Below are 23,285 nucleotides of genomic sequence, written 5' to 3'. Positions count from 1 at the left end.
TTTGATATCGATATCAGCCGTTCTCTTTCACGCGAGCGACAACCCGGGCAATGGAGGAATCGGCTTTGATCCGAAGCGGCAGAGCGATGATTTCAAAAGCTTTGACCCTCAGCAGCTCCTCCACGTTGGTTAAATTTTCAGCAATGAGGACTTTACTTTCGAACAAATATTTATGGATCGCAAAAGGATATTCATCAGGGGAAGGCGTATCGAGGCCTATCATTTTAATTCGTTTCCTTACCAATAAATCGGCAAAATCTTCCGTAAGCACGGGAAACTTCGCAAAATACTCCGCCTGCCCGTACAGCTTGCCGTGCCCCGTATGCACAACCACGATCTGCCGATCCTGGATCAGGGACTCGTATTCTTCTTTATAATCGATCCGATCCTCCCCGGAAACATCCAGCACGCACCCATCGCCAATAAATGATTCCGGAGGGAAATCGCTCAAGTATAATGGAGACTCCGTCAAATGCATCGGTCCGTCGATATGAGTGCCGGCATGCATGTTGATCGATAAATGATGGTTATTATAATGATCCTGCCGTAGATGTTTGGAGTGAAGCAGCTCCGTTTCGGCGTCCCCCGGATATACCGGCATTTTGTCTATAAGAAGATGTGTCAGATCGATAATCATGGGCAGCTCCTTTCCTACCAGAATCGCGTGAAATCTATTAATCCCCCTATAAATGACCCAACGAAGCATTAGGGTAAGAACGACATAAATGACCAAAACGACGACCAGCGTCTTCATTCTTTCCGCAAGCGATCCGTCCGCGAACAAAACGGGACCCATGCCAAAGAAAGAAACCAGCAGGTACATGATGATAAAAATGGCGTATATTAGCCATTTCATGGAGTTCTCCCCCTCCTGTCCGTCCTACAATACCATTTAAATTCCCTCCAGCAGTCTCATTTCATACAGAGCATAGTCCCGGTCTCCGACCGTTTTTTTGCCGACCCGGACAAACCCCATGCTCTCGTATAGCCGGCAGAGCTTATCTCTGCTCCACCCCGTATCTAATCTTAAATAGGGGACTCCTCGAGTTCTGCATGCCTGCATGGCAAATTCAACCATCTTTTTTGATAACCCTTGGCCCGAATAGCTCCTCCTAACGCATAACTTATGAAGAAAACCGGATTCACCTTCACCGATCTCCGGCCAAAAAACAGGGTCTTTCCACTGCAGTATGGCTGCTGCCACAGGATCATTCAGGACAGATCCAATATAAAAATTCTCCTCTGTTATCCCCCGTATCAGCTTATCCTTAATCAAATCATCCAAGTTCCACATATTTTTGCCGGTTGACTGGCACCACTCCGCAACCTCCCGCATAATACGAATCGCGCCGTCCGCATCGCCCTGTTGAACTATAAAATCTTCCACTGCCTTCTATCCCCTTAGAAAAGAGTAAATCCGTTTGGCCTTTATAAATGAAGGCTTAAGCGAATCATATCGATGCACCGAATACCATTCTCGAAGATTTCTTCCGCATAATGCCTCACAAAAAAATTCCGGTCGACTCCGGTGATGCGAAATCCGCATTTCTGATATAACGAAAGCTGTTGGATGCTTGAGTTGCCGGTACCGATTTCCAGAGTCTTAACCCCATGCTTTCTGGCATGGTCAATCGCATGGTCGACAAGCTGCTTTCCGATTCCTTTTCCTTGAAAGTTTTCTCGCACCGCGATATTGACGATTTCCATGGTCTCGGGCCGAGTTTCGAGCAAAACATATACCCCGATGATTTCGGCGGGAGCTTGGATCGCTATGCAGCATTGGCTTCTGCTCAAATAACCTTTTATCATCTCCGCTGAAGGATCGGCCAAAAGCAGTAAATCCATGGGCGGCTTTTCATCGGCATGAAGCAATCTGATTTCCATTGCCGTAATGCTCCTTTCCCTGGTCAGCAGGCTTGTGATTATCTCCACCAAGTTGGTAATTGACGAAATCAAATCATCCCATCCGTAAGTCCGGCGCTTCCAAAATCTCGTATTGCTTCGTTTCCAGATCCAAGATCCGGCTTCGGGTATCGTTCTTGGATAGATAAACCGGTTCTCCGTTATGATCTATCCAATAGGATATCGGAATCGAAATTCCGCAATTGCGGTAGGAGCCGTCCGCGTGGCTGGTTCCGATCATCATGGCTCTGTATTTTCTCGCAATTTGGGACGCTTCTTGAATCCATTCGTTAAACTGCCCATCGCTGAACATTCCCACGCCAATGGGATGAGTTATAAAATCGAGGCTTGGCGCCTGAGTCTCCAAACCGTCCAAGCCCAGCAGCAATTCGACGCACAGCAAGTATCCAATGTTATACCCGGAGTTTTGGATCACCGAAGGCGAATATAAATGTTCGTTCATGGGGGTTTTGGCGCGTTCCAGAACGATTTCACCCGTTTGATCGATAATGAGCGGCCGGTCCTTTTTGTTGTCGTCCAAATAGCTCGTAATCAATAAAACGTCATATTCTTTGGCGAGTTTTTTAAATTCAGCCACGCCATTGGCATCTCTAACATAACCTTCGGGATAAATAGCGGCGTTTAGGTTCGGTATGCGGTTCAACTCTTCTCTGAGCTGTTCAAGTCCTTCCTCATGTTTAGGTTGAGACACAAGAATTTTCATTTTTGTTCCTCCTTTCATATGAAAATCGCCATACAGTCGACATCACCGTTTCTTCGCTTCAAAGGTGATCATATGGTCCGCATGATAAGGCGCGGCCGCATATTGGTAATCCGCCGAAATGACAATATCGGTAAAACCAACGCTTTCCAAAACCAATTTGAATTCCTGAACACCGTACCAACACACGGGAAAACGCTGAAGCTCCGTTTTGACCAGGTTTCCTTCCGACCACTTTTCATACTTAAGCAGCGAAACTGCTTTTTGCTCAACGAAATTAACCTCAATGCGCTTTTCTTCCAACGTAATTACTTCGTTTCTCAGATTCTCCCAGGATCTTGTTTTTATGGAGTTCATATCGAAATCGCTTTGCAAAAATATATCAACCATAAAGGTTCCCTGCGCCTCCAAATGACGATAATAGCATCTGAGCGCTTTCATGAAATTTTCTCTGTTTTCAATAAGCTGAATGGAGCCTCCGGGAATGATAATAGCCCCATATTTGTCGTCCAGATGAAAGTCGGACATGTCGCCCTCGTACACAACCGGATCAAGTCCAAGTTTCTTGCTGGTCTTTCGGCAGGACTCAAGCATCAAAGGGGAATTATCGATTCCCTCCACCATAATGCCCGATTGCAGCAGCGGAACAAGAACTCGGCCGGAGCCGCAGGCTACCTCCAGCGTTTTTCCCTTCACTTCTTTCAATCTTTCGGCATAATACTCAACATCGCCGTAGCTGAACCCAACCGGCTTGCTCAGTTCATAGACTTCCGTGCAAAGTTCTCCGTAAGTTGCATACATGGTATCAACCCATTCTCTCATTAATTAGACTCCAGGTTCCGCATCCGAATCATCGAGAACTGGATGGTCGAAGCCAGAATCCGATCTCGTAAAGGAATTAAGGAAGAGATGATTCTCAGCTCGATGCACTCATCCAAAATAGCCGTGATCAGATCATCAATTTTTTCCATTTTACCTGGTACAACCGCAGAGGTCGCCGTGTAATAGCCCGCATTAGGTTCGTCCAATTCGAATCCCTCCGGGTCAAACGTATATCGGTAAATGTGGCCCTGCCGAACCTGATCGTACCAGTCGGATTGGATGGCGATCACTCGTTTGGTCCGGGACAAACCAAAAAACAGATCCAAATCCGTTTCAGAGGTATCCTCCTTGGGCCAGACGCAAATTCTGGGGCACTCCCGCGGGAAAAAATAATGAGGTGCATGAAACTCGTCGATCGCCCATACCTTCGCTTCCGACTGGTCGTATATCTTTCTTGGCTCAAAAACGGCAATATCAGGATTATCGCTAAAGTGATAGAGTTTCATGATTGCGTGCCCCCAATATTTCCCTGCCTAATTCCGCCGTTTGCTCAACAAATTCATGAACCTCCGCTGCGGAAAGATAGGTGAACTGATAATCCTCGGGAAGGGACTCCGTCAAATAGAAGCTGGTAATATTCCTGATTTGCTCATAGGTTTGCCCGTCGGGGAAAATATCCAGGTATTCCGGAAATCCGTCGATGTGCTGAAAATGATCCATAAAAATGTTCTCGTGATGGTTTTTCAAATATAAGAAGTCCTGACCATACCAATCTTCCTTAACCGCCCGCGGATATTCCGGCGTATTCCAGATTGGCCGATACACGCCTTCTTGCTTTTTCCGCCCATGGAGTTTGCTCCATTCCCGGTCTGTGATCAGATGGACATAGTACCCTATGTAATAGGATTTTTTCTTTAAGTCGGTCTCCCTCTGATGATCCTTAAGGTACCGGTCGTAAAAAAGCTCCGCGTCGATCACTTTTTCCGTCATAAAATGGGTGATCTCCTTAGGCGGATTAAATCGCCCTTCCGATTCCGAATGCAAGCCGCAATCAGGCCCGATGTTTCCTACCAGAAACTCGGTTTTGCTGACCAAGAGCCCTGATTTCAACAGTTCATCCGCTATTCTAAAGTGAGTCATCCAGGTTGCCAAAGCGTAGCCTCCTTTAAATTTTACCGCCTTTTCAAAAAACGGTTGAGAATCAGGCTGATTTGTCCACGATGATGCAGTTCGTCCTCCAGCACTTCAAACCAGTTAAAGTATTTGTTTTTGGCCTTCTCCCCGTTAAGCAGCTCTTCGTAAAGCCAAGCGTCATTTACCGTTTTAAATCTTGAAAGAGTTATTTCCCGAATTTGGGCCAATTGATCGATATAGTATTCGATTTCGTGATTCTTGATCGAGGTTCTTGCCTGTTCGCCAAGCATCAAAGCCGCTTCCCATTGGCCCCATTCTTCCGGAGTTAAATCCCTGTCCTCAAACGTCCGGGTTGCGATCAGGAATTCTCCCGAGGCAATATGGGACAACAAAGCGCCGATGGAATTGGCCTTATCGTCAATCAAGTAATCAAGATCGTGCGTTTTCAGTCCGCCGACCATCTTCAACGTAGTGGAACGAACATACGTCAGCATAGTGACAAACTTTCCGATTTCCGGAGTGTAACCTTCCAGGCCCTTAATGTAGGATATTTTTTCCGCCACGGCAAAATCGCCCCTTTCTTGATTATTTTCGTATTATATTGATTTGCCCGGACTCTTCTTTCCGCTTGCAACCCATTGGTTCATAAACCCTGATTGCGCCTTTTTAAACATTGTTACATAGTGTTTTCTTCACGTTCATCGGTAGATTCGGCCCGCCGAGATTTGAGAATTCTCGAAGAGAAGGGATTGCTGAAACGGACGCACGGCGGCGCGATCCTTTTGCCGAAAGTGGGAATAAAACCCCCGGATGACTGGACCGTGCGCGATATCAAAGAGATCAACCCCTGCTACGATGCGATTGCGAAAAGAGCCTGCAAGCTCATTCAAGAAAACGATACGATTTTTATTACCAGTGCTTCGGTAGGCTTTCTTATGCTAAAATATCTTCCTTCCCGCATGCCCTATACCGTTGTCACCAACTCCATCATCATTGCCGACGAGTTGAAATCCAAGGAAAACATCGATGTCTTTATGGTTGGCGGAAAGCTGAGAAGCCGCGGAAACTGCCGGGATGCTTTAGCCGTCGAATTCGTCAAAAAACTGAATTTCGACATCAACTTCATCACGGGAGCCGGTTTCTCGGCCAAGGTTGGACTCAGCAACGGCACGCCCGAAACCGCAGCCTTTCAGCAAGCTTTAATTGAAAACAGCCGTAAAAACGTAGCACTCGTCCCGAACCCGAAAATCGGGTTCATGGTCTCTTAAAGGTAGCGGATGCCGCCAGGTTTGATGTTTTGATCACGGATTGGAAAGCTCTGGAAGAGGAACTGAGAAGGATCCAGGATCTTGGAGTTGATGTTATCGTTGCGGAACAGGAAGTCAATTAACTTCAGGTCAGCTCAGATAGTGTAAAAAATAACGATCCCCTTGGATATTTCCGTCCCAGGGGATCGGTGTATATGGAAATATGCCATTACTCCTCTACTTCGACAAGTAATAAATTTTGTTCAAACGCGCCATTTTTGCTTCGTTTATCGAGACGCAACTGCTCCAGTTGTTCCCGAGCGATTCCCTTGAGTCCGGCAACAGCGTAGACGACTTCAAGAAGATCCGCAAGCTCGCGTACGTCCTCCTCTATCAAAAACTCATCAAGCTCTTCCTGCAGCTTGATTTTCAGTGCACGCAGAAACTGTTCATCGCTAAGCTGAAGCGTTTTATATTTTTTTCCAGTACGGTCTATGACTTGAGGGACCTTATCACGTATAGCTTTGTTGTACATGATCATGGATTTCTAAACCTTTCTCCAGTCAACTACTTCTTTGTGTCAAACGAGGTATGTATGATATTGATTATTCCACAGTTATACATCCGACGATGAACGTTTCATAACGATAAAATCCAGGTCCCGGTCTTGGACCCAGCTTTTGAAGGTCGCTCCCCTAACAAACCCGGCGCGTTCGTATACTTTGATCGCCCGTTCATTAAAAGTGGTAACAACCAGCCTGAAATGTGAGGTTTGATAGCGGTCGCCGATAAATTGAAGACTGGCGGCCAAAAAACGAAGGCCATGTCCTTGACCTGCCCATCTTGGATTTAAACCCAAACCTATATCAAGGCGGTCATCGCTGCTATAGAGTCCGATGCCGTAACCTCCGGGAACCCGGGCCGAATTTCCCGTGCAGATAAACCCTGCTAACTGATTGTCGTCGTTCAAAGCATAATAGTAATCGCCATTCAGCAGCTCCGCAACACTCTCCGGATCTCCATCCAAACTATACATGGAGTAAGGCTCTTCATAGGTCCAATCGGCAATGGAAGCGGCAGCTTCCGGGGTCATTTTATAAAACTGAAATAAACCCATACATAAGCCTCCCTTCATTCAGTGATCAGATCATCTACCGATTTTTCAGACAAGATGATCCCTTCAACCAAAGCTTTCTTGTATTTGATTTTAGCAAAGCTGCTGGCCGCTTCGTCATACGATAAGCCGGCGACATGAAGCATACCGTGGCTGCCTGAGTTCTTTTCCGTATAAATCAACGAAACCTCATAATCCTTGAATCCCTTGCCGTAGACATATTCATAATCGTATTCGCTTGTATGGTCGCTAATGGAGTACACAAACAATTGCCTTGGTTTTGCCTCCTGCTGCGATGCTGCAAGCCACTTCGCAACTTCTTCCGCATGACTGGGTTCCATCGTATTCAAACGAGTAGAAAAGATAGGCGCCATGCTATTAGCGGGACTCTGTTGTAGCCCCGACTGATCCTTGTTATAACAGCCGGTCATTAAAACGAATCCCAGCAAGCACCCCCATATTCGAGGCATCCGCATAAGTCTCTCCCCCTATATGGTTACTTCAAAACAACGAACACCTTTTCGCAAATCCGGGCTATTAAGAAAGCCCCGGCCAAAGATAACTCAGATCTTTGACCGGAGCGGTTTAAAGGGCTAAGTTTCTTCCATGATTATACAACGGGACTATCGAGTAGCGGTAGACCTTAATCCACCCTATTCAATGGGGAAATAAATGTCCATAACCGTGGTGCCATCAGTCGTAATCGCCTCTTCTAGCCAATACCGTTCCGTATCGCACGAGGTCTTATAGCCTTTGGCGTGCACCCAGCTCACAAGCTTCTTCCATCCTGCCGGAATCCGCTCGAACGGATCGATAAACGGCTCCGTAATTCTTAGAGCAGCATACTTGCAGCCTTCCACATGTTTAATCGTTACATCTTGAGGCACAGGCTGGTTTCCATCAACGGTGATCCAATACTCGTATCCCCGTAAGCCTTGCTTTTGCTGTTCCTCCGAGACGGGAATATCAAACCCGAATCTCCTTGAATGCAGCCCGATTCCCTTCTCGTCCGCCCAGTTCGTCATGTAAGTGATAACCTCGTCTTCCGGATTGTTACTTATTCTGCTTGCGCTTGCTACGGTCATCGTGCTCAAATCCGTAATCGTAACTTCGCCTAAATAATCCATGGCATATCCTCCTTGTAATGGATTTAAAAAATGGGACAATATCGGTTTTGGGGGAATCTCATATCTGCCGTTTCGGCAGCGACTGGGAATCTGCCCGAATTCCTGCAAAAAGGCCCGGCTGAACGAACGTTCAGAGCTGTAACCATATTCCATGGCGATATCTATGATTCTTTTTCCGTTCAAGATGTCCAGCATAGCATGGCATAAACGCCTTCTTCGTATATATTCCATGACCGGAAGACCAACAAACACCCCAAACAACCGGTGAAAATGATACTTCGAAAATCCGGCGACACGAGCACATTCGTCAATGGAAATCGGTCTATCCAGATTTTCTTCAATATAATCGATCGTTTTTTGCAGATACTCGATATGCCCCATTACCACTGCTCCTCGTTGCAACGATTATCTACATTATAGAAAGCCCTCGCTCAGGGTACAGGACATTTATTGCTAAAGTGCGCAGTTAACAATTTTTCAAAATCCACCCAAGTATTCTTTCCTACCGTTTAGTCCCAACGGCGGTCCATCTACCTTCAACTCGACTATCCTATTTCTTCTGAAGCTTGCTCTTAATGCGAATCGACTTATTGAGATGCAGAAAATTATGTCTCGTCGCTGGCATCAGAATAAGTCCGGCCAGAGTTTTGCCGCCCCAATATTCAAGCAGCCAGCCGGCTTCCTCCTTAACCGCGCCCCGGTCAGAGAGTTTTTTGATTCTCGCAGGATCTACCTTCTGCTTAAACTGACCCGTCTCTAAGGATTTTACGATTTCACGCGTTTGCCGCCCAACAGCCAAGCGATATGAAAGCAGAGCGGGCAGATCAATACGGGAACTGAGCTCGGCCACCTCTTCCTCGGACATGCCGTTTCCCGTATTCGGACAATCAATGCTAAGCTTGTCCGCCCAACCTCCGGAAAGAAATATCTGTTCGCCGCCTGCAATGAGCACATTCATGGTCATGTCTTCGATACGGGCAATATGCCAAAGATGCCAGGCAATCGAATTTTTGGTATCCGGGGTTACAACAGGGTACTTGCGAAACATCTCCTCCGTCAAATCATGGACCAGTTCATCCTCCAACGTCTTCACCTCAGCAGATTCCATTTCCGAAGAGTACAGCAAGGCATGCTGGCTCAAAAAGAGCCCTCTCGCATTCTCATGTTCCGCCTGCTTTAGGATGATGTCCGTTAATCTTTTGTGATTATGGTTCCAAAGCTTCCTTTGCTCTAAATCCATCGTCATCCCTGCTTTCAAAAATAATATCTTCCGCTGCGCCTTCCATCCATCCAACCCATCTCTATATGTTCCTATTTTCACAAAACGACCCAGCCATAGATAGCTCCTTTTATCTTAGGCTGGGTCATGGGTTGATCGAATATCTTTTCCGGTTTTTAATTTTGAGCTTTGTTCGCAACAAAAATAGTAGCAAATTTACTCTCGGTATCCTGCACGGACTCCAGTTGAAAACCCGCAGCTCGAAACAAGCTTATATATTCATCCGTGCTTACGGGATACACCTTAACTTTGCGATCGTTGCACACAAGCCATTCATCGTCCCGACTTGCCGATATAAAACGAATGTTCCGCCGTTCTTCCAACCAGGGACCGACAGCCTGCGTTTAAAATCGTTTTGGCGATCCTCCCGGTACCAATCCCAATGTCCAACAACGTCTTATCTCGGGGAGAAATCGCATCGAAAAAAAGAGGGCCGTCCCAGCCGTTCATATATTTCTGCAATAACGGCAGGTCATGAACAGGATCATTTCCTTCGTCAATAAGCATTTCATAATGCTCAAGAGCCGTTACAATCTTCATAACAACGCCCTCTCATCTATCACCTAAGATAACGAATGTATGTTCCCGTGTCAAGGAAACATTTTCTAATTCCATGCATCTGCAAAAGCTCAAAAAGGTACAATCCCTTCCAAATCGCTTAAACTCGTTATCTCAAAATCAGGCTTCAATTCATGCTCCCAGGCTCTCTTATCCCGGTTCAGCCAGCAGGTCGTTATCCCTTCGCGTTTTGCCCCCAAAATATCAGCGGCCGAATCTCCGATATGAATCACTTTTTCCGGGGCCGTCTTATAAAATGCCAACAATTCTTTAAACATAGTGTTATTCTCGTCATTTTTATAAGATTGGTAATATTCCGAGGTGAAAATTCGGATTCCGTAATCATCATAAAACGGCGGCACCATTGCGTCATCCGCGTCGCTGACAATGCAGACTTTGTACTTTTGCGTAACCCTGTCCAAAAATTCCGCCGTATCCTCATAAAATTCGGACCGCGTATGCTCATCAAATAAAATTTGATTGGCCGCGCCGGGCTCGTATGACAAATTCATGGATTCAAATACACTTGCGAAGCTTCTGGCATAAACCTCTTTCATGAGGTAGAACCGTCCGGGTTCCTTAAGCTTTACCCAATGTTCAAAAAAATGATCCAGCAATAATCGGGCGCACTCCTGGGCGAATCCGGCCGTATAGCTGTCCTTCAAAATCGGCCTCCAGATATGCTCGATTCTCGAGTCCGTATTTACTAAGGTTTGAAACATGTCCAGACTCACGATGTCAAATGGTTTCATTCCGTCATCATCCTTGCTGTTTAATGGACTCCCGTATTTTCAATATGCAGTAAAATTCCTCATGAGGATGTTCATCGCTTAATAAAGCGGCGCGATACTGCTTGTTTCCCTTGTACATACTGAACCACTGCAACTCTCTGCCCGGAGACGCCAATATCCATTTGACCCTGATTTTTTTAAACCACAAGGAGATCTTGTCGAAAACCGGGCCGAATAGAAATTCAAAAATCTCGTCCATGCCGCTCTCCTCAATTTCAGATCACAAAGCCTTGTTCTCCCGCCAAATGAAACGCTATTCCTTGGGGTTCGTCGAATCGGCCTCATTTAACAGCAGCTCAAGTTTGATTTGCTGCGCGATTTGCGCATCTTCCGGATTCCGCGGATCCAAAGCGTAGGAATCGGTAATGATGATTAACCCCTGCTCATAAAAAACGTTCTTTTTCAGAACATCCGTAACCACTCGCAGCGGCACAAAAACGCGGCCGTTTTTCGCTTCAATCGCCGTGTTCTTTAAATACACAAAACCATTAATCGAGACCGTGGATGATTTTTCGCTAAACACAATTTTTTGATTGCTGTGCTGGGCGACTACTTCATGCTTTTGCGAATCATAATGAATCTGCGTGTCAAACGCGGTGGATATAAAGCGCAGCGGAACCATTGTTTTTCCATTTTTAACATATGGAACGACACTGGCCGACGCTGGATCAATTGTTGTTTTGGTTTCTTTATCAAGAACATGGGGGTTGCCGACAGAAAGCACAACGGCCTGTTTAAGAACGTTGTTCAGCTTGGAATCAGGCGATGCCGGCGGCTCGGCCTGATTTTGACATGAACCGCCCTCGTACAGTTTCATGTAATCCACGATAATATCGATGGCATCCTGCCGGATATCCTTCTGGAGTTTTTTATCGGAAAGAACCTGCTCGATATTATTCCAGCTGCATTCCATATTTTGTTGGGACAAGGTAAGCGCGTAAATGAGCGCGATTGTCATGCTGCCTGGAATTTCTTTTTTCGCTTGGGCCAACCAGTCCAAATCCGGAGTAAAATAGTGGTCCAAAGCTTTCATATATCCAAGGACAAAAAATTCGTCCGCTCTCAAGGCTTCCATATCCAAGGAATCCAGCGTTTTTCCGTACACGGAAGCCGCATATTTGGAAGCAAGGTCCTTCTCTTCCCATGTTTGGCCCGAAGCATATAAAGCGTTAATCACCGCCGCCTTCTCATCCAATGGGGAATCCTTCGAGGACAAGAAGCCGGTCACTTTTTCGCTGAGGCCGTTATCTTTGGCTTCAGTGACCGCGTCTACGTTAAGATATGCCCGATAAAAGTCTGTAGAGGTAAGCGGTGAATCCGCTTGCACGATGGATTGTTGAAATCCCAAGAAAAGCAAAACAAAAACTAGAGCCGCCGGAATCCATTTATTAAGACGATATTGAACCCATTTGTTCATCAACATTTCCTCCTAAACATAAAAACGGCCCAGCCCTTAAATACAGCTCTATTGGGGGACTAGGTCGTTAAGGTATGAGCTTCTTCCATGATTATACAATAGGACGAGCAACGGATGTAAGCCCGCAGTTTGGAAAGTTAGTTAACAATATCAAAGCTCTTGCTTACCTGGAATCAAAAGGCCACACCACCGCTGTGCTCGCAGGTGGTGGAAGTCTGCACGATACCTTCCTGCAAGCAGGACTTGTCGATGAACTGGTTCTGAACTACACGCCAATTCTGGAAGGCAAAGGCACTCAGTTGCTGCTGAACCCGGATCATGCCGAATACAAGGAAATCAAGCTGCTTGACTTCAACTCCATCGGCGACGGCATAATGCAAAGTTATGTTTCCCATAATCTTTGCGTCTCTATAAGCTTTTCTTCTTCAAATTCCATCTTGTATACGTCGGGTTTTGAAGTTTTCATCAGAAAATCATAATCGTAACGGCTGTCAAAATACCTCATCATCAAGGTCATTACCATTCCATGAGTGCCTAAGGCAATTTTTTGCCCTTTATATTTCATCAAAACTTCCTTTAAAACAGCAACAGCGCGACTCAAACATTCCCTGCCGGATTCTCCTCCGGGCAAAGCATAGTCCGGATCGGAGAACATTTTCTCTACAATCGGATACAATTCCTTATCGGTCATGATCGTATCTTCACCCGAAAATACGAGCTCCCGTAAATCTTCATAGACAAGTATCTCTTTTCCGGATAATCCTGCCAGTTCTTCGATGGTTAAAGCGGCTCTCCGATACGGGCTGGAGATGAAGACGTCAATACTTTTATTTTTAAGCAATTCGGTAACTTTGCTGGCATCCGCCATTCCCTTTTCCGTAAGCCCACGGGTTCTTTCGTTTTCGTTTAGCTTCGGCGATTCGCCATGCCTTATCATGTATATGTAGGTTTTCACGATGCCTCCTGAATTACATAAATAGATTCGCAAGATAATCTTTCGAAATCTCGATAAAAACATAAACGAGAATCAAAACGTTGAGAATTAATCCGATCAAGCTCGCCAAGCCTTCATTTTGATCTCTGCGAAATAGCAGCCGATTCGCCTGAAAACCTAACGAAATGCCTTCGCCGATCATATTGATCGGTATGACTATCATGGAGTACAGGGCTACTCCAAGTGCAATCTGCCAGGCTTGTCCAATAGCTATGCACAAAATCAAAATAAAAAAATGGATTATTGGCCACCAGATAAAGATTGCGCTTAATATTGATTTCCCTTCAACCAAAAATCCAAGAATTAAGCCGATACTTATCAACAAAACAAGAAATGAGACAGACGATTCCAGAGGAACCGCCGAATGGCTGAATAACTCCCCGTCAAAACTTTGAATCACATCACGACCGTAAAAAAAACAGACTCCGGCAAGAACAAAAACTATGAAAATGAGAAGGATTTTTCCTGTTAATTGGCTCATGTCTCACCTTTTCTCTTTTGCAGACTCTGCCTAATTATACCATCCCTGTTTCTCCCTATGATTTCATATTTTTTACTATTTCATTTCTTATCAGCTCTACGATACGGCTTAATTCCGTATTTCCCTGAACTACGAAGTCGGCATGCTCCTTTACCCGAGCGCCATTCAGCAAATACATTTCCCTTACCCCGCCATATAAATAGTCCGATAAAAAATGATCCAGCAAGTTCACAAGAACCTCCGGATCATGCTTTAAGTGTTTAATTAAATCATGTATTCTGCGGCCAAGAGAAACCTCCGGGCTGACATCCAAATAAATCACCATATCTATATATTCCACTACTTCATCCCTTGCTTTTCCAAACGGTTCTTCTAGCAAAATCAGATTTCCCGGTCTAATCTCGAGGGACTCTTCCTGTGCCGTTATACCGTATTCCCGGGCCCATCCGTTCCTCTTGGCTAGGAACAACGATTCTCCTCGGGTCAGGCGAGATAAATGCTCCCGAAGCAGTGGTGTTCTCACCACATTCGAATCGCCTCCGCCTTGAATCCACGACAGGATGTCCTCCGGGAAGTTGCTCTTCGACGCATAATCATCAAAAAACAAGGTCGCACATGAGGGCAAAATTTTGGCCAATTCCATAATGATCGTGCTTTTCCCCGATCCGGAGTGACCGCTAATCGCAACTACAAATGGTTTCTTCATACAACACCTTTTCCCCATAAATAATCAAGGAGCGGATCTAAAATCATTAGATCTGCTCCTTGTTAGACAATATCATATCATGGAATTCCCCGATTTCAAGCACCCATTTCCATCAGCCTTCAACCAACTGATAGAATCTGAGATCGCCTGCTTCGGTCTCAGCGATTAAGATATCTCCTCTTTCTTTGACGCTAAACAATTTTGTCCCCGGTTTTAATATGTTGGCCGACCCATTTTCAAACTTCTTGGGATCTCCCGTTTGCTCTAGGATTTCCGTTACAAATTGATCTTTTGTAAGCTCTAATTCATCGACCCAATCAACGCCCGAATTATAAATTACGTCCGAATACATAAAGATGTTGGCATCCGGATTAAGGGCCAGCACTTCTTCGGCAGTCGGATTATGAGTGACGTCTACCTTCTGTTCCGACGTCCCTTTTGCTTCGCATCCAACCAACAAAAGAAGCGCGCAGCCCAGAAAAATCAAAAATGTCTTTTTCATTTTCCCCCTCCTCAAAATTTTTTCAGAGATCAAACAAGCCCCTGCGAATCAGGTTTGCGGTAACCGGCCGCTTGCCTATCTCCCGCGACCATACCGACAGTTGCCCGATATGGTGAATCTCATGGGCGATCACATGTCTCATGACTTCCCCGAATTTGAAGCACTCCCGCTCGCCTGAATCGTCATCTTGATCGGATAAAATACAGGTCTCCTTGCTTCCGTCCCAGGAGTTGATAAAGGGAGCGATTTCCGTGCGGCAGCGCGTTGAGTAAGCTCTCAACTTTTGCGCGTTGGCACAATCCTCAAACTCAAGTTTTTGAGGCTCCGTTTCTTGCAACCCGCTGATCCAGCAATACTCGACATCCACGATATGATAGAGCGTTTGCAGAATATTTCCCTGACCGCCTGTGCGTTTCTTCAGCAACTCTTCCTCACGCACCTCTTCGCACCAAACGAACCAATCATCCCGCACTTGCCAGTTATACTCGAAGAGTTTCAACATGCTTCCGGAATCCCCTTCCTATTGCTTAGTTAGCAAATAAATGACAATTGCGGCTATCAGAAACGGCAGCCCAAATAAAAATAACGCGTTTGAATACCTGCTTCTAAATTTCTTGTCCTCTACCGTTTCAATACTCTCATTGGCTCTGGAGCGATCTCCGCTAATAAATGCTCCCGAAAGAATTCCCGCCAATATCAGCGCAACGGCTCCGATTCCTGCAGTTATATTTTGCGCCAAACCCCAATCGCCAATAAGTCCTATGAATATGGCAACGATGATACTCAGCATGGCCCCAACCAGCAATTTTATGATAGGAATCACTCCTTTGAACGGAAGCTCCCTGCTTCCTCCATGATTATACATTTCCCAACTGAAACGCGATAGCCTCGCATTGTGAATCCCCAGCACCCAGACCATTGGGTAATCGACTGGAAGTTCAGAGAAAAATAACATTTTTAACCATAATTTCCGATATTCCATATATATCCGCGTGAAAGGAGGCCGAATCGGGTAAAGATGATTGAGATCCTTAATTTTCCAAATTGAGATTAAAAAGGAGGCAGGTGTACGCGGAGCGTTTCATAAGAGCATGAGTTTTTATCTACTTTTAAAATACAAGGAGGGTATTGATGTTGAAAACGATAAAAGTCAAACGTTTTTCCGCTTGGTTGCTCGGGTTTGTTCTGGTCATCTCATCATTTTCTCTTCCTTCCAGCACGGTATCGGCGGCGGGAAATCTGGCCTTAAACAAGCCGATTACGGCCGGAAGCTTTACGCAAGTCTATACTGCTCAAAATGCCAATGACGGTAATCAGGCGACATATTGGGAAGGAACTCCAAACGCGTATCCCAACTGGATCCGTGTCGATCTGGGCAGCGTGAATACCGTTGATCAAGTAAAACTTAAGCTGCCGGATTTTTGGGGAGATCGAACTCAAACCCTGTCGGTTCAGAAAAGCGACGATGACGCAAATTACAGTACGGTGGTTAATTCCGCCGTTTATACCTTCCATTCGGGCACTAACACGGCGGATATCACCTTCCCGGCTACTTCGGCAAGATATATCAAAATCAATTTCACGGTCAATTCCGGGGCAACCGGCGGACAGGTCTCCGAAATGGAAGTATACGGGCCCGAGACGCCTCCTCCCGGGGATCCGAATCCAACGCCAACGCGTTCCGCTTTTGACCAAATTGCCGCCTCCGGGTACGACAGTCAATTCGGCATTCAGTTAGAGTCCTCCAGCGAGGGCGGGCAAAATATCGCCTTTATCGATAACGGGGATTATATCGCCTTTAACGATGTGGATTTTGGAAACGGTGCCAACAGCTTTAAGGCGCGGGTAGCAAGCAATGCAAACGGAGGTGCGATTGAAATCCGTTTGGACAGTTTAACCGGCCCCTTGGTCGGAACCTCCGCGGTATCCAATACGGGCGGCTGGCAAAATTGGGTCACCAATTCGGCGACGATCGGCTCGGTGACCGGGACGCACGATTTGTATTTGAAATTCACCGGGGCCAGCGGCAATTTGTTTAATATTCTCTGGTTTGCGTTTGGCGCCTCCCCTTCCGACCCGCAAGATCCTCCTACTCCTCCAAGCGGCGGAGACGTCGTCGGGAAACTTTTTGCCGGATACCAAGGGTGGTTTAATGCCGCCGGCGACGATTCTCCCAATAATGGATGGATTCACTGGTCGAAGAATAGCAGCGCTCCAACCCCCAACTCCAATGTGAATTTTGAACTTTACCCGGATCTTCGCGAATATTCCAAGCTGTATTCCACCAATCTGGGAAATCTGGGCAACGGCCAGCCGGCTAAGCTCTTCTCGTCCTATGATCAGGAAACGGTAAACAAGCACTTCGAATGGATGAAAACTTACAATATCAGCGGCGCAGCCCTGCAACGGTTCGGCGCCAGCGCAAGCGACGCACCGGATGGCTGGAGAATGAACCGGGACAGCGTAGCGGTCAAGGTCAAAAATGCGGCCGAGACTTATGACCGCAAGTTTTACGTGATGTATGACATCACGGGCATGAACCCCAGCAATTGGGTACAAGCCGTTGAGCATGACTGGAACACCAACGTTCTTAACAATATGCGCCTGACCTCCTCCCCGGCTTATGCGAAGCAAGACGGCAAGCCTGTGGTCTGCATTTGGGGCATCGGGTTTACCGATCGGCCGGGAACCGTCGAAGAAGCAGCTTCTCTGATCAGCTGGTTCAAGAATCAAGGTTATTATGTCATCGGCGGAGTGCCTACCCACTGGCGTGATGGCAACGAAGATTCCAAGCCGGGTTTCCTTGACGTTTACAAATCGCTGGATATGATTTCGCCCTGGTTTGTCGGTCGTTTCAGCGGGCTTGACGGGGCTGACCATTACAAGCAGTGGCAGTACGGACCTGACTTTACCTTTACTCAACAGAACGGCATCGATTACCAGCCGGTTATTTTTCCGGGTTTTGCCTGGTCCAATATGAACAAGGATAAAGGAGCGCAGCCAAATCAAATCCCGCGGCTGCACGGCGATTTCATGTGGCGGCAAGCCTACGATATGAAAAGCCTCGGGATTTCTACAGGCTATGTAGCGATGTTCGACGAATACGACGAGGGGACCGCAATCGCTAAGGCTGCCGAAAACAGCTCCATGATCCCGAACAATCAGTATTTCCTGACGTTGGACGCCGATGGGGTCTCGCTGTCGTCGGATTTCTATCTCAGACTGGCCGGGGACATCAACCGCCTCTTTAACAACGAGATACCGTTGACGGAGAATCACCCGACAAGCCATCGATAATCCGGGTAGTCCCGATAAAGTCGTTTCGTAACCGAAATACGCAAACAGCGCCCATATTTATCAGGGGCGCTGTTTGCGTATTTCTTCGGCAAGTCAAATTAATGAACGCAGTTCTTGCCTCATTTCTTTACTCAGAATATTCGTTCCGATCAAGTCGTTGATCAATGAGGCATTCGTTTTCTCCCGATTCGCTTTCATATAATTCAAAAGCAAATTCGCCTTTGTGCCCCTATTCATGAGATGATATGCCACATACCAAACTTCAGGGCTGGATATATTTATCCCACCCCATGTATCAAAATGATGAACCGGTAGATTTATTACCCCATCTTCAGTATGGCAAGCAAAGTAGCCTATGAAATCGATATTAAGCGACGGAATTTTTATCCGATACTGGCTAGCAAACGGGTAATCTCCGCTTTTTTGTTCAAACCAATCATCATTCCCGATAGCGACAATAAGCTCTTCTTTGGGACATTCTACTGTAATATCCCAATCATTTATGGAATCGACCAAATTCAAATAGAACAATAACCCGCTGCCGCCAAGAGCATATGTAATGTTGTGCTTCTTCAAGCGCTCAATCACCGGCCAAAGCGTATCGTATTTCATCAAAATCCTCCTTGTAAGGCAGTTTCAGAGAATTGAATTACAGCTTCTTTTTGAACCCCTTCTGATCCGTGGTGTACCCGATAGCTTGATAAAATTGATGCGATCCTTCGCGCGCGCTTTCGGATACCAGAATCACATACTTGCACTGATGCTCTTTTCCAAACTCCTCAATGGAATCCATGAGGGCTTTGCCTACTCCATGCCCTTGATAATCCGGGGCAACGACTACATTCTCAACTAACATAAAAGTTCCGCAATCTCCGACAAGGTCATAGCAAATAATTCCCATCGCGGTTCCGATCACTTTATCGCCATTATCCGCAACCGCAACATAATAATTTTTATCCTCGGTGATTACCTTTAACTGTTCTTGCATTTTGCCTACGCTCGAAGCTCTGGAAATAAAATCGTAAAACAAGTCGGAAAGGTGTTCTATGTCTCCGGGTTCAGCTTTTCTAATGTGATAAGACATATCAACTATCTCCTCAATGCCGTCACCCTTTTTTAACTCTCTAAGCAATAAGGCTTTAAAGCTGCTGCTCGCATGCCGCTCTTTCCAAGGCGTATGTCCGCATTTATCAATTAATTCATATCTGAAATCCTTAATGATTGGAGATAGAGGTTCAATCACCCCCGTGTAGGGATGAGAGTCATAAGTGCCATGTATGGCGACAACCGGGCAGGTTATTCTTCTTCCGTGTTCAAGCAGCTCGCCGTTTTTTCTTAGCAAACTGGCCTCTTCCCATATGCTTTGATAATGTTCGAAGTTCAGATGAACATCATCGGATTCATCCGGCACGGCGTCATAATTGTCCAACCCTGACATAAATTTTCCGAATTCGCTTAAAATTTGCGTTCTTTCGCCTTCGCCCGAGCTTAACTGTTCCGTAAGTTCATCCAGCTTTATTTTGTCCATGTCGGTCATCCTGCCGATTCTGGCTTGGTTCATCTTCTGGACATATTTGTCTTCAAACGGCCCGCTCCCTACGAGAATCAGCTTACGGACCAACTCCGGATAAACCGAAGAAAAGATCAAAGACAGCCAAGCCCCCCACGAGTAACCAACCAAGTTAACGGGCGCAGCCCCGGTCTCTTCAATCACTTCTTTCAGCTCGACCAGCAATTCCTTGATGGAACCCTTTGTCTGATAAGGTTCCACAATGCCTATGGTGCCGCAAAGCATCTTCGATAGCGGAGCCATTTCACCTGCCGCCGCGGGGCCGCCATGGATCAAAAAGCTGCTATAGGGCGGCTCGCCGTAGATTTTATAATGGTTCATGGTATTGGCCCCCGTGAAAAATTCTTAGTATAAATTCCCGTTCGGGGACCTTTAATTCCTCATAGGATCGCAAAAATGCCGTATTATCGTAGGGAACCTCATGCTGTTCGGTATGTATTTTGCCGTTCGAAATAGTTACGATCCCATACCTTGCCAATGGTTTATCGTAACAACCTAACGATCCTGGGTTAAAATAGGTCCTTTCGAGGGATTCAAACTGATGAACAACATGGTGGTGGCCGAAGCAGACCAGCTTGTAATGGGTCTCCGCGTACGTTTGATCCAATTTTTCCGTTGTCGGAGAAAGATCAACTTGGCGAAACCCGTTCTTTGGGTCAAGATGATAGTGAGTAAACAAAACTTTGCTTCCTTCAATGAACTCTTCCAGCTGCATCGGCCATTTTCTCATCCGTTCAATATACTTGGGGTCCATTCGCTGCGCTAACCACTCATGATGTACACGTTCCTCTTCATTCCCTTTCGGGGGCTCTTGATGGTGAAATGCAGCTAAAATCGCTATTTCATGATTGCCAAGCACAAATGATACATCGTCTCTTTCCGTCAGCATCCCAAGTACCTGATTGGAGTCCGGGCCTATCCCCACAACGTCCCCCAAACAGTAGATTCGCTCCGCATGCGAACGGCCGATATCATTCAGTACCGCTTTTAATCCTGGGCTATTTCCATGAACATCCGTAATTACAGCGATGGAAGTCATTAACTCCCCCCTTATTCCCCTTATTAATCTTCTTCAATAAGCTTCCATATCTTTTTCGATAAAACCAGCCATATCCCATAGTCCGGAATCTTTTCCTTGATATCATCGATTTTGTCCATATCTTTGTATTTGCCAACAAGGGTTATGGGAATTTTCAGCTCGTGCTCACTTTTATCCATCTTGGTAAAGTCCACAAACAAACCATCCTTAGTCAAATCAAGAAGAACGCTTGAGATATCGCTCGGAATATCGATCACGGATTTCCTCGTAAACTTTCGCAGTTTGGATACAATGACGTTTGACAGAAGAGTCTCATAGTCTTCCAAATGGCTAACGTAAAGCTTGTTAAACCATCCGTCGTCATGGGCATAATAAGCGAATCTGTCCTTCGGCACTTCATTTAAAGGCTTGGCAAAATGACCAAAGAACAATAGCTCCGCAAGTTGGAATTTAGTCAAATCATTAAGGTCTTCCTCATGGATATCTACCCAGCAAAAATCCCCATACCCGCAGACATCATCTTCGATTAGCTCGTCTATTTCTTGGGACGTAACGTAATCAAACCGGGAGTGGGAATTCCACTGCGCGTTACCGAAATCATGTTTCAGCAAAACTAGATTTTCAGGCCTATGGTCGACACATGACATAAACTCGTTAAATTCAATTCCGTAAGAATAAAAGCATTTATCTTCGATGTCGCTTCCGTTCACATAGAACAGATCTCTAGTTTTTCGTTTATTCTTCATCGTGTTTGCCCTCTCGTATACGGCTTCTGTTTGTTATCTGTTCCATTAACTCCCTCGTCAATGCCATATTGTAAGAACCTCCCTCTTGATAGCTAAAAATCACTCGATAGTTCTTATAAATCCTGTTTTTACCCCTTTTTCAAACCCGCAGCTCTCGTAAAACCGATGTACCTCTTCTTTTTTCGAACCGGTCATTAACATGACTTTATAACAGTTCATCTCTTCAGCGTATTCTGTCGCCTTATTCAAGGCCATTTGGCCAAACCCGTTCTTCCTATGTTTCGGATGCGTTACAACTTCTCAATTAATCCGTAGGGCCTTGCGCCTCTTGTTAGATTTCTTATTACCGATAATACGCAAGTGGATACAAGTTTGCCTCCATGCTCAACAACCACGATCTTCGTCAAAGGATCATCGATGATCTCATCCCACAAATCTTTGATTTCCTCTTCATCCATGACGGGGTCGTCTTGGTGAAGATGCCTATAGAGCATTAAAAGTTCCGCCAATTCTTCATGGCGCACGGTCCGAACGGTAGCCGTTGACATCATTGCACCTGCCTATGAATTCTATGTCTGTTTTCGTCCGTCTATTAAATCAGAACCTTCCCATCACGATCGTATTGTAATAATTCCCGTCCGATAGATATTTATCTTTTTTGAGTATCCCTTCAATCTCAAATCCATGATTGGAATACAGGTGAATCGCTTTTTGATTCGTCTCCAGAACCTTTAGCGTCATTTTTTTAATGCCTTGAGCATCGGCCCATTCGATAGATTCTCTTAGCAAATTTTTGCCAATGCCATGCCCCCAAAATTCTTGCAAAACACATACTCCGAATTCTACGATATGAGAGGTCCGGCTCAAATGGCTCCCTTCGCACCTGGAGAAACCAACGATCCGGTCTTGGGTGACGGCGACTAAAAATAAATTCCTGGGATGCTCCGTATCCGCCCGAATCAAATGTTCGAAACCTTGCCGATCGATGAAAGCTTCCCCGCTCTCCCTGTCCATGTTTTCCGTTTCTCCGTCGATCCGCAGGCGTAATTTCGAGAGTTCGTTGGCATCGGCCAGGACTGCCGAACGTATCGTGTACTTAAGATCCTGCACGAGAAAATCTTTGGAATGAATGATCACGTATGCTGCACCTCATTTTTCAAGCAACTGAACGTTACGGAAGTCAGAACCTGGACTTTTTCGCGAAATGCACGGCTAACATATTAAATTCCATATGCAATAAAATAGAGAACAAAATCGAATGGGTCAAATCCGTTATGGCGCCAAAAATAATTCCGCCCAAAAATGCAAACAACAAAAACCGGGCGCTCTGAAGGGATAATTTATAATACTGCAAGTGACAAATCGCAAAAAGCAATGCGGAGACTAGCACAGGTAATGTAATCGGCATATATATTACTTGCATAAAAGCTGTCAAATTTAAATATTGATTCAAGTAGGGAAGTATCAATCCTCGAAAGAGGATTTCTTCAATGACCGGAAAAAGAAATATAAAATTCATCGTGTAAAACCGGCCGACAGGATTATACCCCGAATATCGTGATATCAAATAATTTACGAACAAGACCACCAGAAAAGCCGGCATTGCGCTTTTTAGATGATTTGGCAAACTGAATATGTAGTTATCCTCGAAAAGAGGAAGTAAAAGCACAACAAGAAAAGCCCATATGTAGGTACTGTATTTTGCCAGCCTCGCCGATAATATCTTTCCGGTAATGACCTCAACGATCTTATATGCGAAAGTTAGCAGCAGCGATAGCCCCAACGCGAAGCACATGACATCCCTCCAATTTTTCCCGGTAAAGTCTCTTCCATATTAT

At 45.7% G+C, this 23,285-nt stretch carries 34 protein-coding genes; 3 read left to right on the top strand and 31 right to left on the bottom strand.

The genetic code is table 11. The annotated features are described in order from the left end of the window. Positions 1–13: 13 nt before the first annotated feature. From ACI48K_RS06710 to ACI48K_RS06675, 8 genes are all read right to left on the bottom strand, one after another. On the bottom strand, positions 14–856 hold the full coding sequence (locus ACI48K_RS06710; RefSeq protein WP_475026788.1) for a cyclase family protein: 843 nt from the start codon (positions 854–856) through the stop codon (positions 14–16). Positions 857–892: 36 nt separating this feature from the next. Continuing rightward, positions 893–1,387, bottom strand: a complete 495-nt coding sequence (locus ACI48K_RS06705; RefSeq protein ID WP_475026787.1) for a GNAT family N-acetyltransferase — start codon at positions 1,385–1,387, stop codon at positions 893–895. 41 nt (positions 1,388–1,428) lie between these two features. Further along, the gene (locus ACI48K_RS06700; protein WP_475026786.1) at positions 1,429–1,884 is read right to left on the bottom strand and encodes a GNAT family N-acetyltransferase; all 456 of its coding nucleotides are present in this window, start codon (positions 1,882–1,884) and stop codon (positions 1,429–1,431) included. A gap of 73 nt (positions 1,885–1,957) precedes the next feature. Further along, positions 1,958–2,626 (bottom strand): hypothetical protein, encoded by a 669-nt coding sequence (locus tag ACI48K_RS06695; RefSeq protein WP_475026785.1) that lies wholly within the window; start codon positions 2,624–2,626, stop codon positions 1,958–1,960. A 42-nt stretch (positions 2,627–2,668) separates the two neighbouring features. After that, positions 2,669–3,424: a class I SAM-dependent methyltransferase gene (locus ACI48K_RS06690; protein WP_475026971.1), complete on the bottom strand. Its 756-nt coding sequence runs from the start codon at positions 3,422–3,424 to the stop codon at positions 2,669–2,671. A 20-nt stretch (positions 3,425–3,444) separates the two neighbouring features. Then, positions 3,445–3,951: a DUF6886 family protein gene (locus ACI48K_RS06685; RefSeq protein WP_475026784.1), complete on the bottom strand. Its 507-nt coding sequence runs from the start codon at positions 3,949–3,951 to the stop codon at positions 3,445–3,447. After that, complete coding sequence (locus ACI48K_RS06680) at positions 3,932–4,597, bottom strand: zinc dependent phospholipase C family protein (RefSeq protein WP_475026783.1); 666 nt, start codon at positions 4,595–4,597, stop codon at positions 3,932–3,934. The genes ACI48K_RS06685 and ACI48K_RS06680 overlap by 20 nt, the downstream gene beginning before the upstream one ends. Positions 4,598–4,617: 20 nt before the next feature. Further along, a complete protein-coding gene (locus ACI48K_RS06675; protein ID WP_475026782.1) occupies positions 4,618–5,142 on the bottom strand; it encodes a mycothiol transferase in 525 nt (174 codons plus the stop codon). Positions 5,143–5,262: 120 nt separating this feature from the next. On the opposite strand from ACI48K_RS06675, the gene ACI48K_RS06670 reads away from it, so the two are divergent. After that, complete coding sequence (locus ACI48K_RS06670) at positions 5,263–5,847, top strand: DeoR/GlpR family DNA-binding transcription regulator (RefSeq protein WP_475026781.1); 585 nt, start codon at positions 5,263–5,265, stop codon at positions 5,845–5,847. A 208-nt stretch (positions 5,848–6,055) separates the two neighbouring features. On the opposite strand, the gene ACI48K_RS06665 is transcribed toward ACI48K_RS06670, so the two are convergent. The 9 genes from ACI48K_RS06665 to ACI48K_RS06625 all read right to left on the bottom strand — a co-directional run bounded on the left by ACI48K_RS06665 (position 6,056) and on the right by ACI48K_RS06625 (position 12,112). Further along, positions 6,056–6,361 carry a phosphoribosyl-ATP pyrophosphohydrolase gene (locus ACI48K_RS06665; protein WP_475026780.1) on the bottom strand — a complete coding sequence of 102 codons (306 nt, stop codon included), beginning with the start codon at positions 6,359–6,361 and terminating at the stop codon, positions 6,056–6,058. Between the two features lie 81 nt (positions 6,362–6,442). Further along, positions 6,443–6,943 (bottom strand): GNAT family N-acetyltransferase, encoded by a 501-nt coding sequence (locus ACI48K_RS06660; RefSeq protein ID WP_475026779.1) that lies wholly within the window; start codon positions 6,941–6,943, stop codon positions 6,443–6,445. 14 nt (positions 6,944–6,957) lie between these two features. Further along, positions 6,958–7,416, bottom strand: a complete 459-nt coding sequence (locus tag ACI48K_RS06655; protein WP_475026778.1) for a hypothetical protein — start codon at positions 7,414–7,416, stop codon at positions 6,958–6,960. Positions 7,417–7,593: 177 nt separating this feature from the next. Beyond that, the gene (locus tag ACI48K_RS06650; RefSeq protein WP_475026777.1) at positions 7,594–8,448 is read right to left on the bottom strand and encodes a helix-turn-helix domain-containing protein; all 855 of its coding nucleotides are present in this window, start codon (positions 8,446–8,448) and stop codon (positions 7,594–7,596) included. Between the two features lie 169 nt (positions 8,449–8,617). Next, complete coding sequence (locus ACI48K_RS06645) at positions 8,618–9,307, bottom strand: DinB family protein (RefSeq protein ID WP_475026776.1); 690 nt, start codon at positions 9,305–9,307, stop codon at positions 8,618–8,620. Between the two features lie 312 nt (positions 9,308–9,619). Next, on the bottom strand, positions 9,620–9,886 hold the full coding sequence (locus ACI48K_RS06640; RefSeq protein ID WP_475026775.1) for a hypothetical protein: 267 nt from the start codon (positions 9,884–9,886) through the stop codon (positions 9,620–9,622). An 89-nt stretch (positions 9,887–9,975) separates the two neighbouring features. Next, entirely contained in the window at positions 9,976–10,656 is a 681-nt protein-coding gene (locus tag ACI48K_RS06635; protein WP_475026774.1) for an HAD family hydrolase, read from the bottom strand. Between the two features lie 7 nt (positions 10,657–10,663). Beyond that, positions 10,664–10,894, bottom strand: a complete 231-nt coding sequence (locus ACI48K_RS06630; RefSeq protein WP_475026773.1) for a hypothetical protein — start codon at positions 10,892–10,894, stop codon at positions 10,664–10,666. Between the two features lie 54 nt (positions 10,895–10,948). Beyond that, positions 10,949–12,112: a copper amine oxidase N-terminal domain-containing protein gene (locus tag ACI48K_RS06625; protein WP_475026772.1), complete on the bottom strand. Its 1,164-nt coding sequence runs from the start codon at positions 12,110–12,112 to the stop codon at positions 10,949–10,951. 74 nt (positions 12,113–12,186) lie between these two features. On the opposite strand from ACI48K_RS06625, the gene ACI48K_RS06620 reads away from it, so the two are divergent. Continuing rightward, positions 12,187–12,591 carry a dihydrofolate reductase family protein gene (locus ACI48K_RS06620; RefSeq protein ID WP_475026771.1) on the top strand — a complete coding sequence of 135 codons (405 nt, stop codon included), beginning with the start codon at positions 12,187–12,189 and terminating at the stop codon, positions 12,589–12,591. Here the strand turns inward: ACI48K_RS06620 and ACI48K_RS06615 are convergent. From ACI48K_RS06615 to ACI48K_RS06590, 6 genes are all read right to left on the bottom strand, one after another. Continuing rightward, the gene (locus tag ACI48K_RS06615) at positions 12,495–13,067 is read right to left on the bottom strand and encodes a histidine phosphatase family protein (RefSeq protein ID WP_475026770.1); all 573 of its coding nucleotides are present in this window, start codon (positions 13,065–13,067) and stop codon (positions 12,495–12,497) included. The genes ACI48K_RS06620 and ACI48K_RS06615 overlap by 97 nt on opposite strands. 13 nt (positions 13,068–13,080) lie before the next feature. Continuing rightward, positions 13,081–13,587, bottom strand: a complete 507-nt coding sequence (locus ACI48K_RS06610) for a hypothetical protein (protein ID WP_475026769.1) — start codon at positions 13,585–13,587, stop codon at positions 13,081–13,083. Positions 13,588–13,642: 55 nt separating this feature from the next. Continuing rightward, positions 13,643–14,293, bottom strand: a complete 651-nt coding sequence (locus tag ACI48K_RS06605) for a nucleoside/nucleotide kinase family protein (RefSeq protein WP_475026768.1) — start codon at positions 14,291–14,293, stop codon at positions 13,643–13,645. A 112-nt stretch (positions 14,294–14,405) separates the two neighbouring features. Continuing rightward, positions 14,406–14,795 carry a hypothetical protein gene (locus tag ACI48K_RS06600; protein WP_475026767.1) on the bottom strand — a complete coding sequence of 130 codons (390 nt, stop codon included), beginning with the start codon at positions 14,793–14,795 and terminating at the stop codon, positions 14,406–14,408. Positions 14,796–14,817: 22 nt separating this feature from the next. Continuing rightward, positions 14,818–15,297: a DinB family protein gene (locus tag ACI48K_RS06595; protein ID WP_475026766.1), complete on the bottom strand. Its 480-nt coding sequence runs from the start codon at positions 15,295–15,297 to the stop codon at positions 14,818–14,820. 18 nt (positions 15,298–15,315) lie between these two features. After that, entirely contained in the window at positions 15,316–15,777 is a 462-nt protein-coding gene (locus ACI48K_RS06590; RefSeq protein WP_475026765.1) for a DUF5316 domain-containing protein, read from the bottom strand. 149 nt (positions 15,778–15,926) lie between these two features. Here ACI48K_RS06590 and ACI48K_RS06585 point away from each other — a divergent pair, with 149 nt between their 5' ends. Continuing rightward, positions 15,927–18,092, top strand: a complete 2,166-nt coding sequence (locus ACI48K_RS06585) for a carbohydrate-binding protein (protein ID WP_475026764.1) — start codon at positions 15,927–15,929, stop codon at positions 18,090–18,092. Positions 18,093–18,185: 93 nt separating this feature from the next. Here ACI48K_RS06585 and ACI48K_RS06580 read toward each other — a convergent pair whose 3' ends face one another. The 8 genes from ACI48K_RS06580 to ACI48K_RS06545 form a co-directional block, all read right to left on the bottom strand. Then, entirely contained in the window at positions 18,186–18,704 is a 519-nt protein-coding gene (locus ACI48K_RS06580; RefSeq protein ID WP_475026763.1) for a hypothetical protein, read from the bottom strand. A gap of 37 nt (positions 18,705–18,741) precedes the next feature. Further along, entirely contained in the window at positions 18,742–19,983 is a 1,242-nt protein-coding gene (locus ACI48K_RS06575) for a GNAT family N-acetyltransferase (protein WP_475026762.1), read from the bottom strand. Next, entirely contained in the window at positions 19,970–20,701 is a 732-nt protein-coding gene (locus tag ACI48K_RS06570) for a metallophosphoesterase family protein (RefSeq protein WP_475026761.1), read from the bottom strand. Before ACI48K_RS06570 ends, ACI48K_RS06575 begins: the two co-directional genes overlap by 14 nt. Before the next feature lie 23 nt (positions 20,702–20,724). Then, entirely contained in the window at positions 20,725–21,447 is a 723-nt protein-coding gene (locus ACI48K_RS06565) for a hypothetical protein (RefSeq protein ID WP_475026760.1), read from the bottom strand. 99 nt (positions 21,448–21,546) lie between these two features. Beyond that, a complete protein-coding gene (locus ACI48K_RS06560) occupies positions 21,547–21,702 on the bottom strand; it encodes a GNAT family N-acetyltransferase (RefSeq protein ID WP_475026759.1) in 156 nt (51 codons plus the stop codon). Between the two features lie 35 nt (positions 21,703–21,737). Continuing rightward, positions 21,738–21,995 (bottom strand): hypothetical protein, encoded by a 258-nt coding sequence (locus ACI48K_RS06555; RefSeq protein ID WP_475026757.1) that lies wholly within the window; start codon positions 21,993–21,995, stop codon positions 21,738–21,740. Positions 21,996–22,044: 49 nt separating this feature from the next. Then, entirely contained in the window at positions 22,045–22,584 is a 540-nt protein-coding gene (locus tag ACI48K_RS06550) for an N-acetyltransferase family protein (RefSeq protein ID WP_475026756.1), read from the bottom strand. A gap of 43 nt (positions 22,585–22,627) precedes the next feature. After that, entirely contained in the window at positions 22,628–22,966 is a 339-nt protein-coding gene (locus tag ACI48K_RS06545) for a CPBP family glutamic-type intramembrane protease (RefSeq protein WP_475026969.1), read from the bottom strand. Positions 22,967–23,285: the final 319 nt, after the last annotated feature.

Source organism: Paenibacillus terrisolis, assembly GCF_056171975.1.
The sequence above is the reverse complement of the archived record's forward strand: the minus strand, read 5'-3'. Positions and strand labels throughout refer to the sequence as shown.

What these genes read in the sequence shown, in the direction of transcription:
- ACI48K_RS06710 (WP_475026788.1), bottom strand. Translation starts at nt 856, where the DNA reads ATGAAATGGCTAATATACGCCATTTTTATCATCATGTACCTGCTGGTT.
- ACI48K_RS06700 (WP_475026786.1), bottom strand. Translation starts at nt 1,884, where the DNA reads ATGGAAATCAGATTGCTTCATGCCGATGAAAAGCCGCCCATGGATTTA.
- ACI48K_RS06695 (WP_475026785.1), bottom strand. Translation starts at nt 2,626, where the DNA reads ATGAAAATTCTTGTGTCTCAACCTAAACATGAGGAAGGACTTGAACAG.
- ACI48K_RS06690 (WP_475026971.1), bottom strand. Translation starts at nt 3,424, where the DNA reads ATGTATGCAACTTACGGAGAACTTTGCACGGAAGTCTATGAACTGAGC.
- ACI48K_RS06685 (WP_475026784.1), bottom strand. Translation starts at nt 3,951, where the DNA reads ATGAAACTCTATCACTTTAGCGATAATCCTGATATTGCCGTTTTTGAG.
- ACI48K_RS06665 (WP_475026780.1), bottom strand. Translation starts at nt 6,361, where the DNA reads ATGTACAACAAAGCTATACGTGATAAGGTCCCTCAAGTCATAGACCGT.
- ACI48K_RS06660 (WP_475026779.1), bottom strand. Translation starts at nt 6,943, where the DNA reads ATGGGTTTATTTCAGTTTTATAAAATGACCCCGGAAGCTGCCGCTTCC.
- ACI48K_RS06655 (WP_475026778.1), bottom strand. Translation starts at nt 7,416, where the DNA reads ATGCGGATGCCTCGAATATGGGGGTGCTTGCTGGGATTCGTTTTAATG.
- ACI48K_RS06650 (WP_475026777.1), bottom strand. Translation starts at nt 8,448, where the DNA reads ATGGGGCATATCGAGTATCTGCAAAAAACGATCGATTATATTGAAGAA.
- ACI48K_RS06645 (WP_475026776.1), bottom strand. Translation starts at nt 9,307, where the DNA reads ATGGATTTAGAGCAAAGGAAGCTTTGGAACCATAATCACAAAAGATTA.
- ACI48K_RS06640 (WP_475026775.1), bottom strand. Translation starts at nt 9,886, where the DNA reads ATGAAGATTGTAACGGCTCTTGAGCATTATGAAATGCTTATTGACGAA.
- ACI48K_RS06635 (WP_475026774.1), bottom strand. Translation starts at nt 10,656, where the DNA reads ATGAAACCATTTGACATCGTGAGTCTGGACATGTTTCAAACCTTAGTA.
- ACI48K_RS06630 (WP_475026773.1), bottom strand. Translation starts at nt 10,894, where the DNA reads ATGGACGAGATTTTTGAATTTCTATTCGGCCCGGTTTTCGACAAGATC.
- ACI48K_RS06625 (WP_475026772.1), bottom strand. Translation starts at nt 12,112, where the DNA reads ATGAACAAATGGGTTCAATATCGTCTTAATAAATGGATTCCGGCGGCT.
- ACI48K_RS06620 (WP_475026771.1), top strand. Translation starts at nt 12,187, where the DNA reads ATGAGCTTCTTCCATGATTATACAATAGGACGAGCAACGGATGTAAGC.
- ACI48K_RS06610 (WP_475026769.1), bottom strand. Translation starts at nt 13,587, where the DNA reads ATGAGCCAATTAACAGGAAAAATCCTTCTCATTTTCATAGTTTTTGTT.
- ACI48K_RS06605 (WP_475026768.1), bottom strand. Translation starts at nt 14,293, where the DNA reads ATGAAGAAACCATTTGTAGTTGCGATTAGCGGTCACTCCGGATCGGGG.
- ACI48K_RS06600 (WP_475026767.1), bottom strand. Translation starts at nt 14,795, where the DNA reads ATGAAAAAGACATTTTTGATTTTTCTGGGCTGCGCGCTTCTTTTGTTG.
- ACI48K_RS06595 (WP_475026766.1), bottom strand. Translation starts at nt 15,297, where the DNA reads ATGTTGAAACTCTTCGAGTATAACTGGCAAGTGCGGGATGATTGGTTC.
- ACI48K_RS06590 (WP_475026765.1), bottom strand. Translation starts at nt 15,777, where the DNA reads ATGGAATATCGGAAATTATGGTTAAAAATGTTATTTTTCTCTGAACTT.
- ACI48K_RS06585 (WP_475026764.1), top strand. Translation starts at nt 15,927, where the DNA reads ATGTTGAAAACGATAAAAGTCAAACGTTTTTCCGCTTGGTTGCTCGGG.
- ACI48K_RS06580 (WP_475026763.1), bottom strand. Translation starts at nt 18,704, where the DNA reads ATGAAATACGATACGCTTTGGCCGGTGATTGAGCGCTTGAAGAAGCAC.
- ACI48K_RS06575 (WP_475026762.1), bottom strand. Translation starts at nt 19,983, where the DNA reads ATGAACCATTATAAAATCTACGGCGAGCCGCCCTATAGCAGCTTTTTG.
- ACI48K_RS06570 (WP_475026761.1), bottom strand. Translation starts at nt 20,701, where the DNA reads ATGACTTCCATCGCTGTAATTACGGATGTTCATGGAAATAGCCCAGGA.
- ACI48K_RS06565 (WP_475026760.1), bottom strand. Translation starts at nt 21,447, where the DNA reads ATGAAGAATAAACGAAAAACTAGAGATCTGTTCTATGTGAACGGAAGC.
- ACI48K_RS06560 (WP_475026759.1), bottom strand. Translation starts at nt 21,702, where the DNA reads ATGGCCTTGAATAAGGCGACAGAATACGCTGAAGAGATGAACTGTTAT.
- ACI48K_RS06555 (WP_475026757.1), bottom strand. Translation starts at nt 21,995, where the DNA reads ATGTCAACGGCTACCGTTCGGACCGTGCGCCATGAAGAATTGGCGGAA.
- ACI48K_RS06545 (WP_475026969.1), bottom strand. Translation starts at nt 22,966, where the DNA reads ATGAATTTTATATTTCTTTTTCCGGTCATTGAAGAAATCCTCTTTCGA.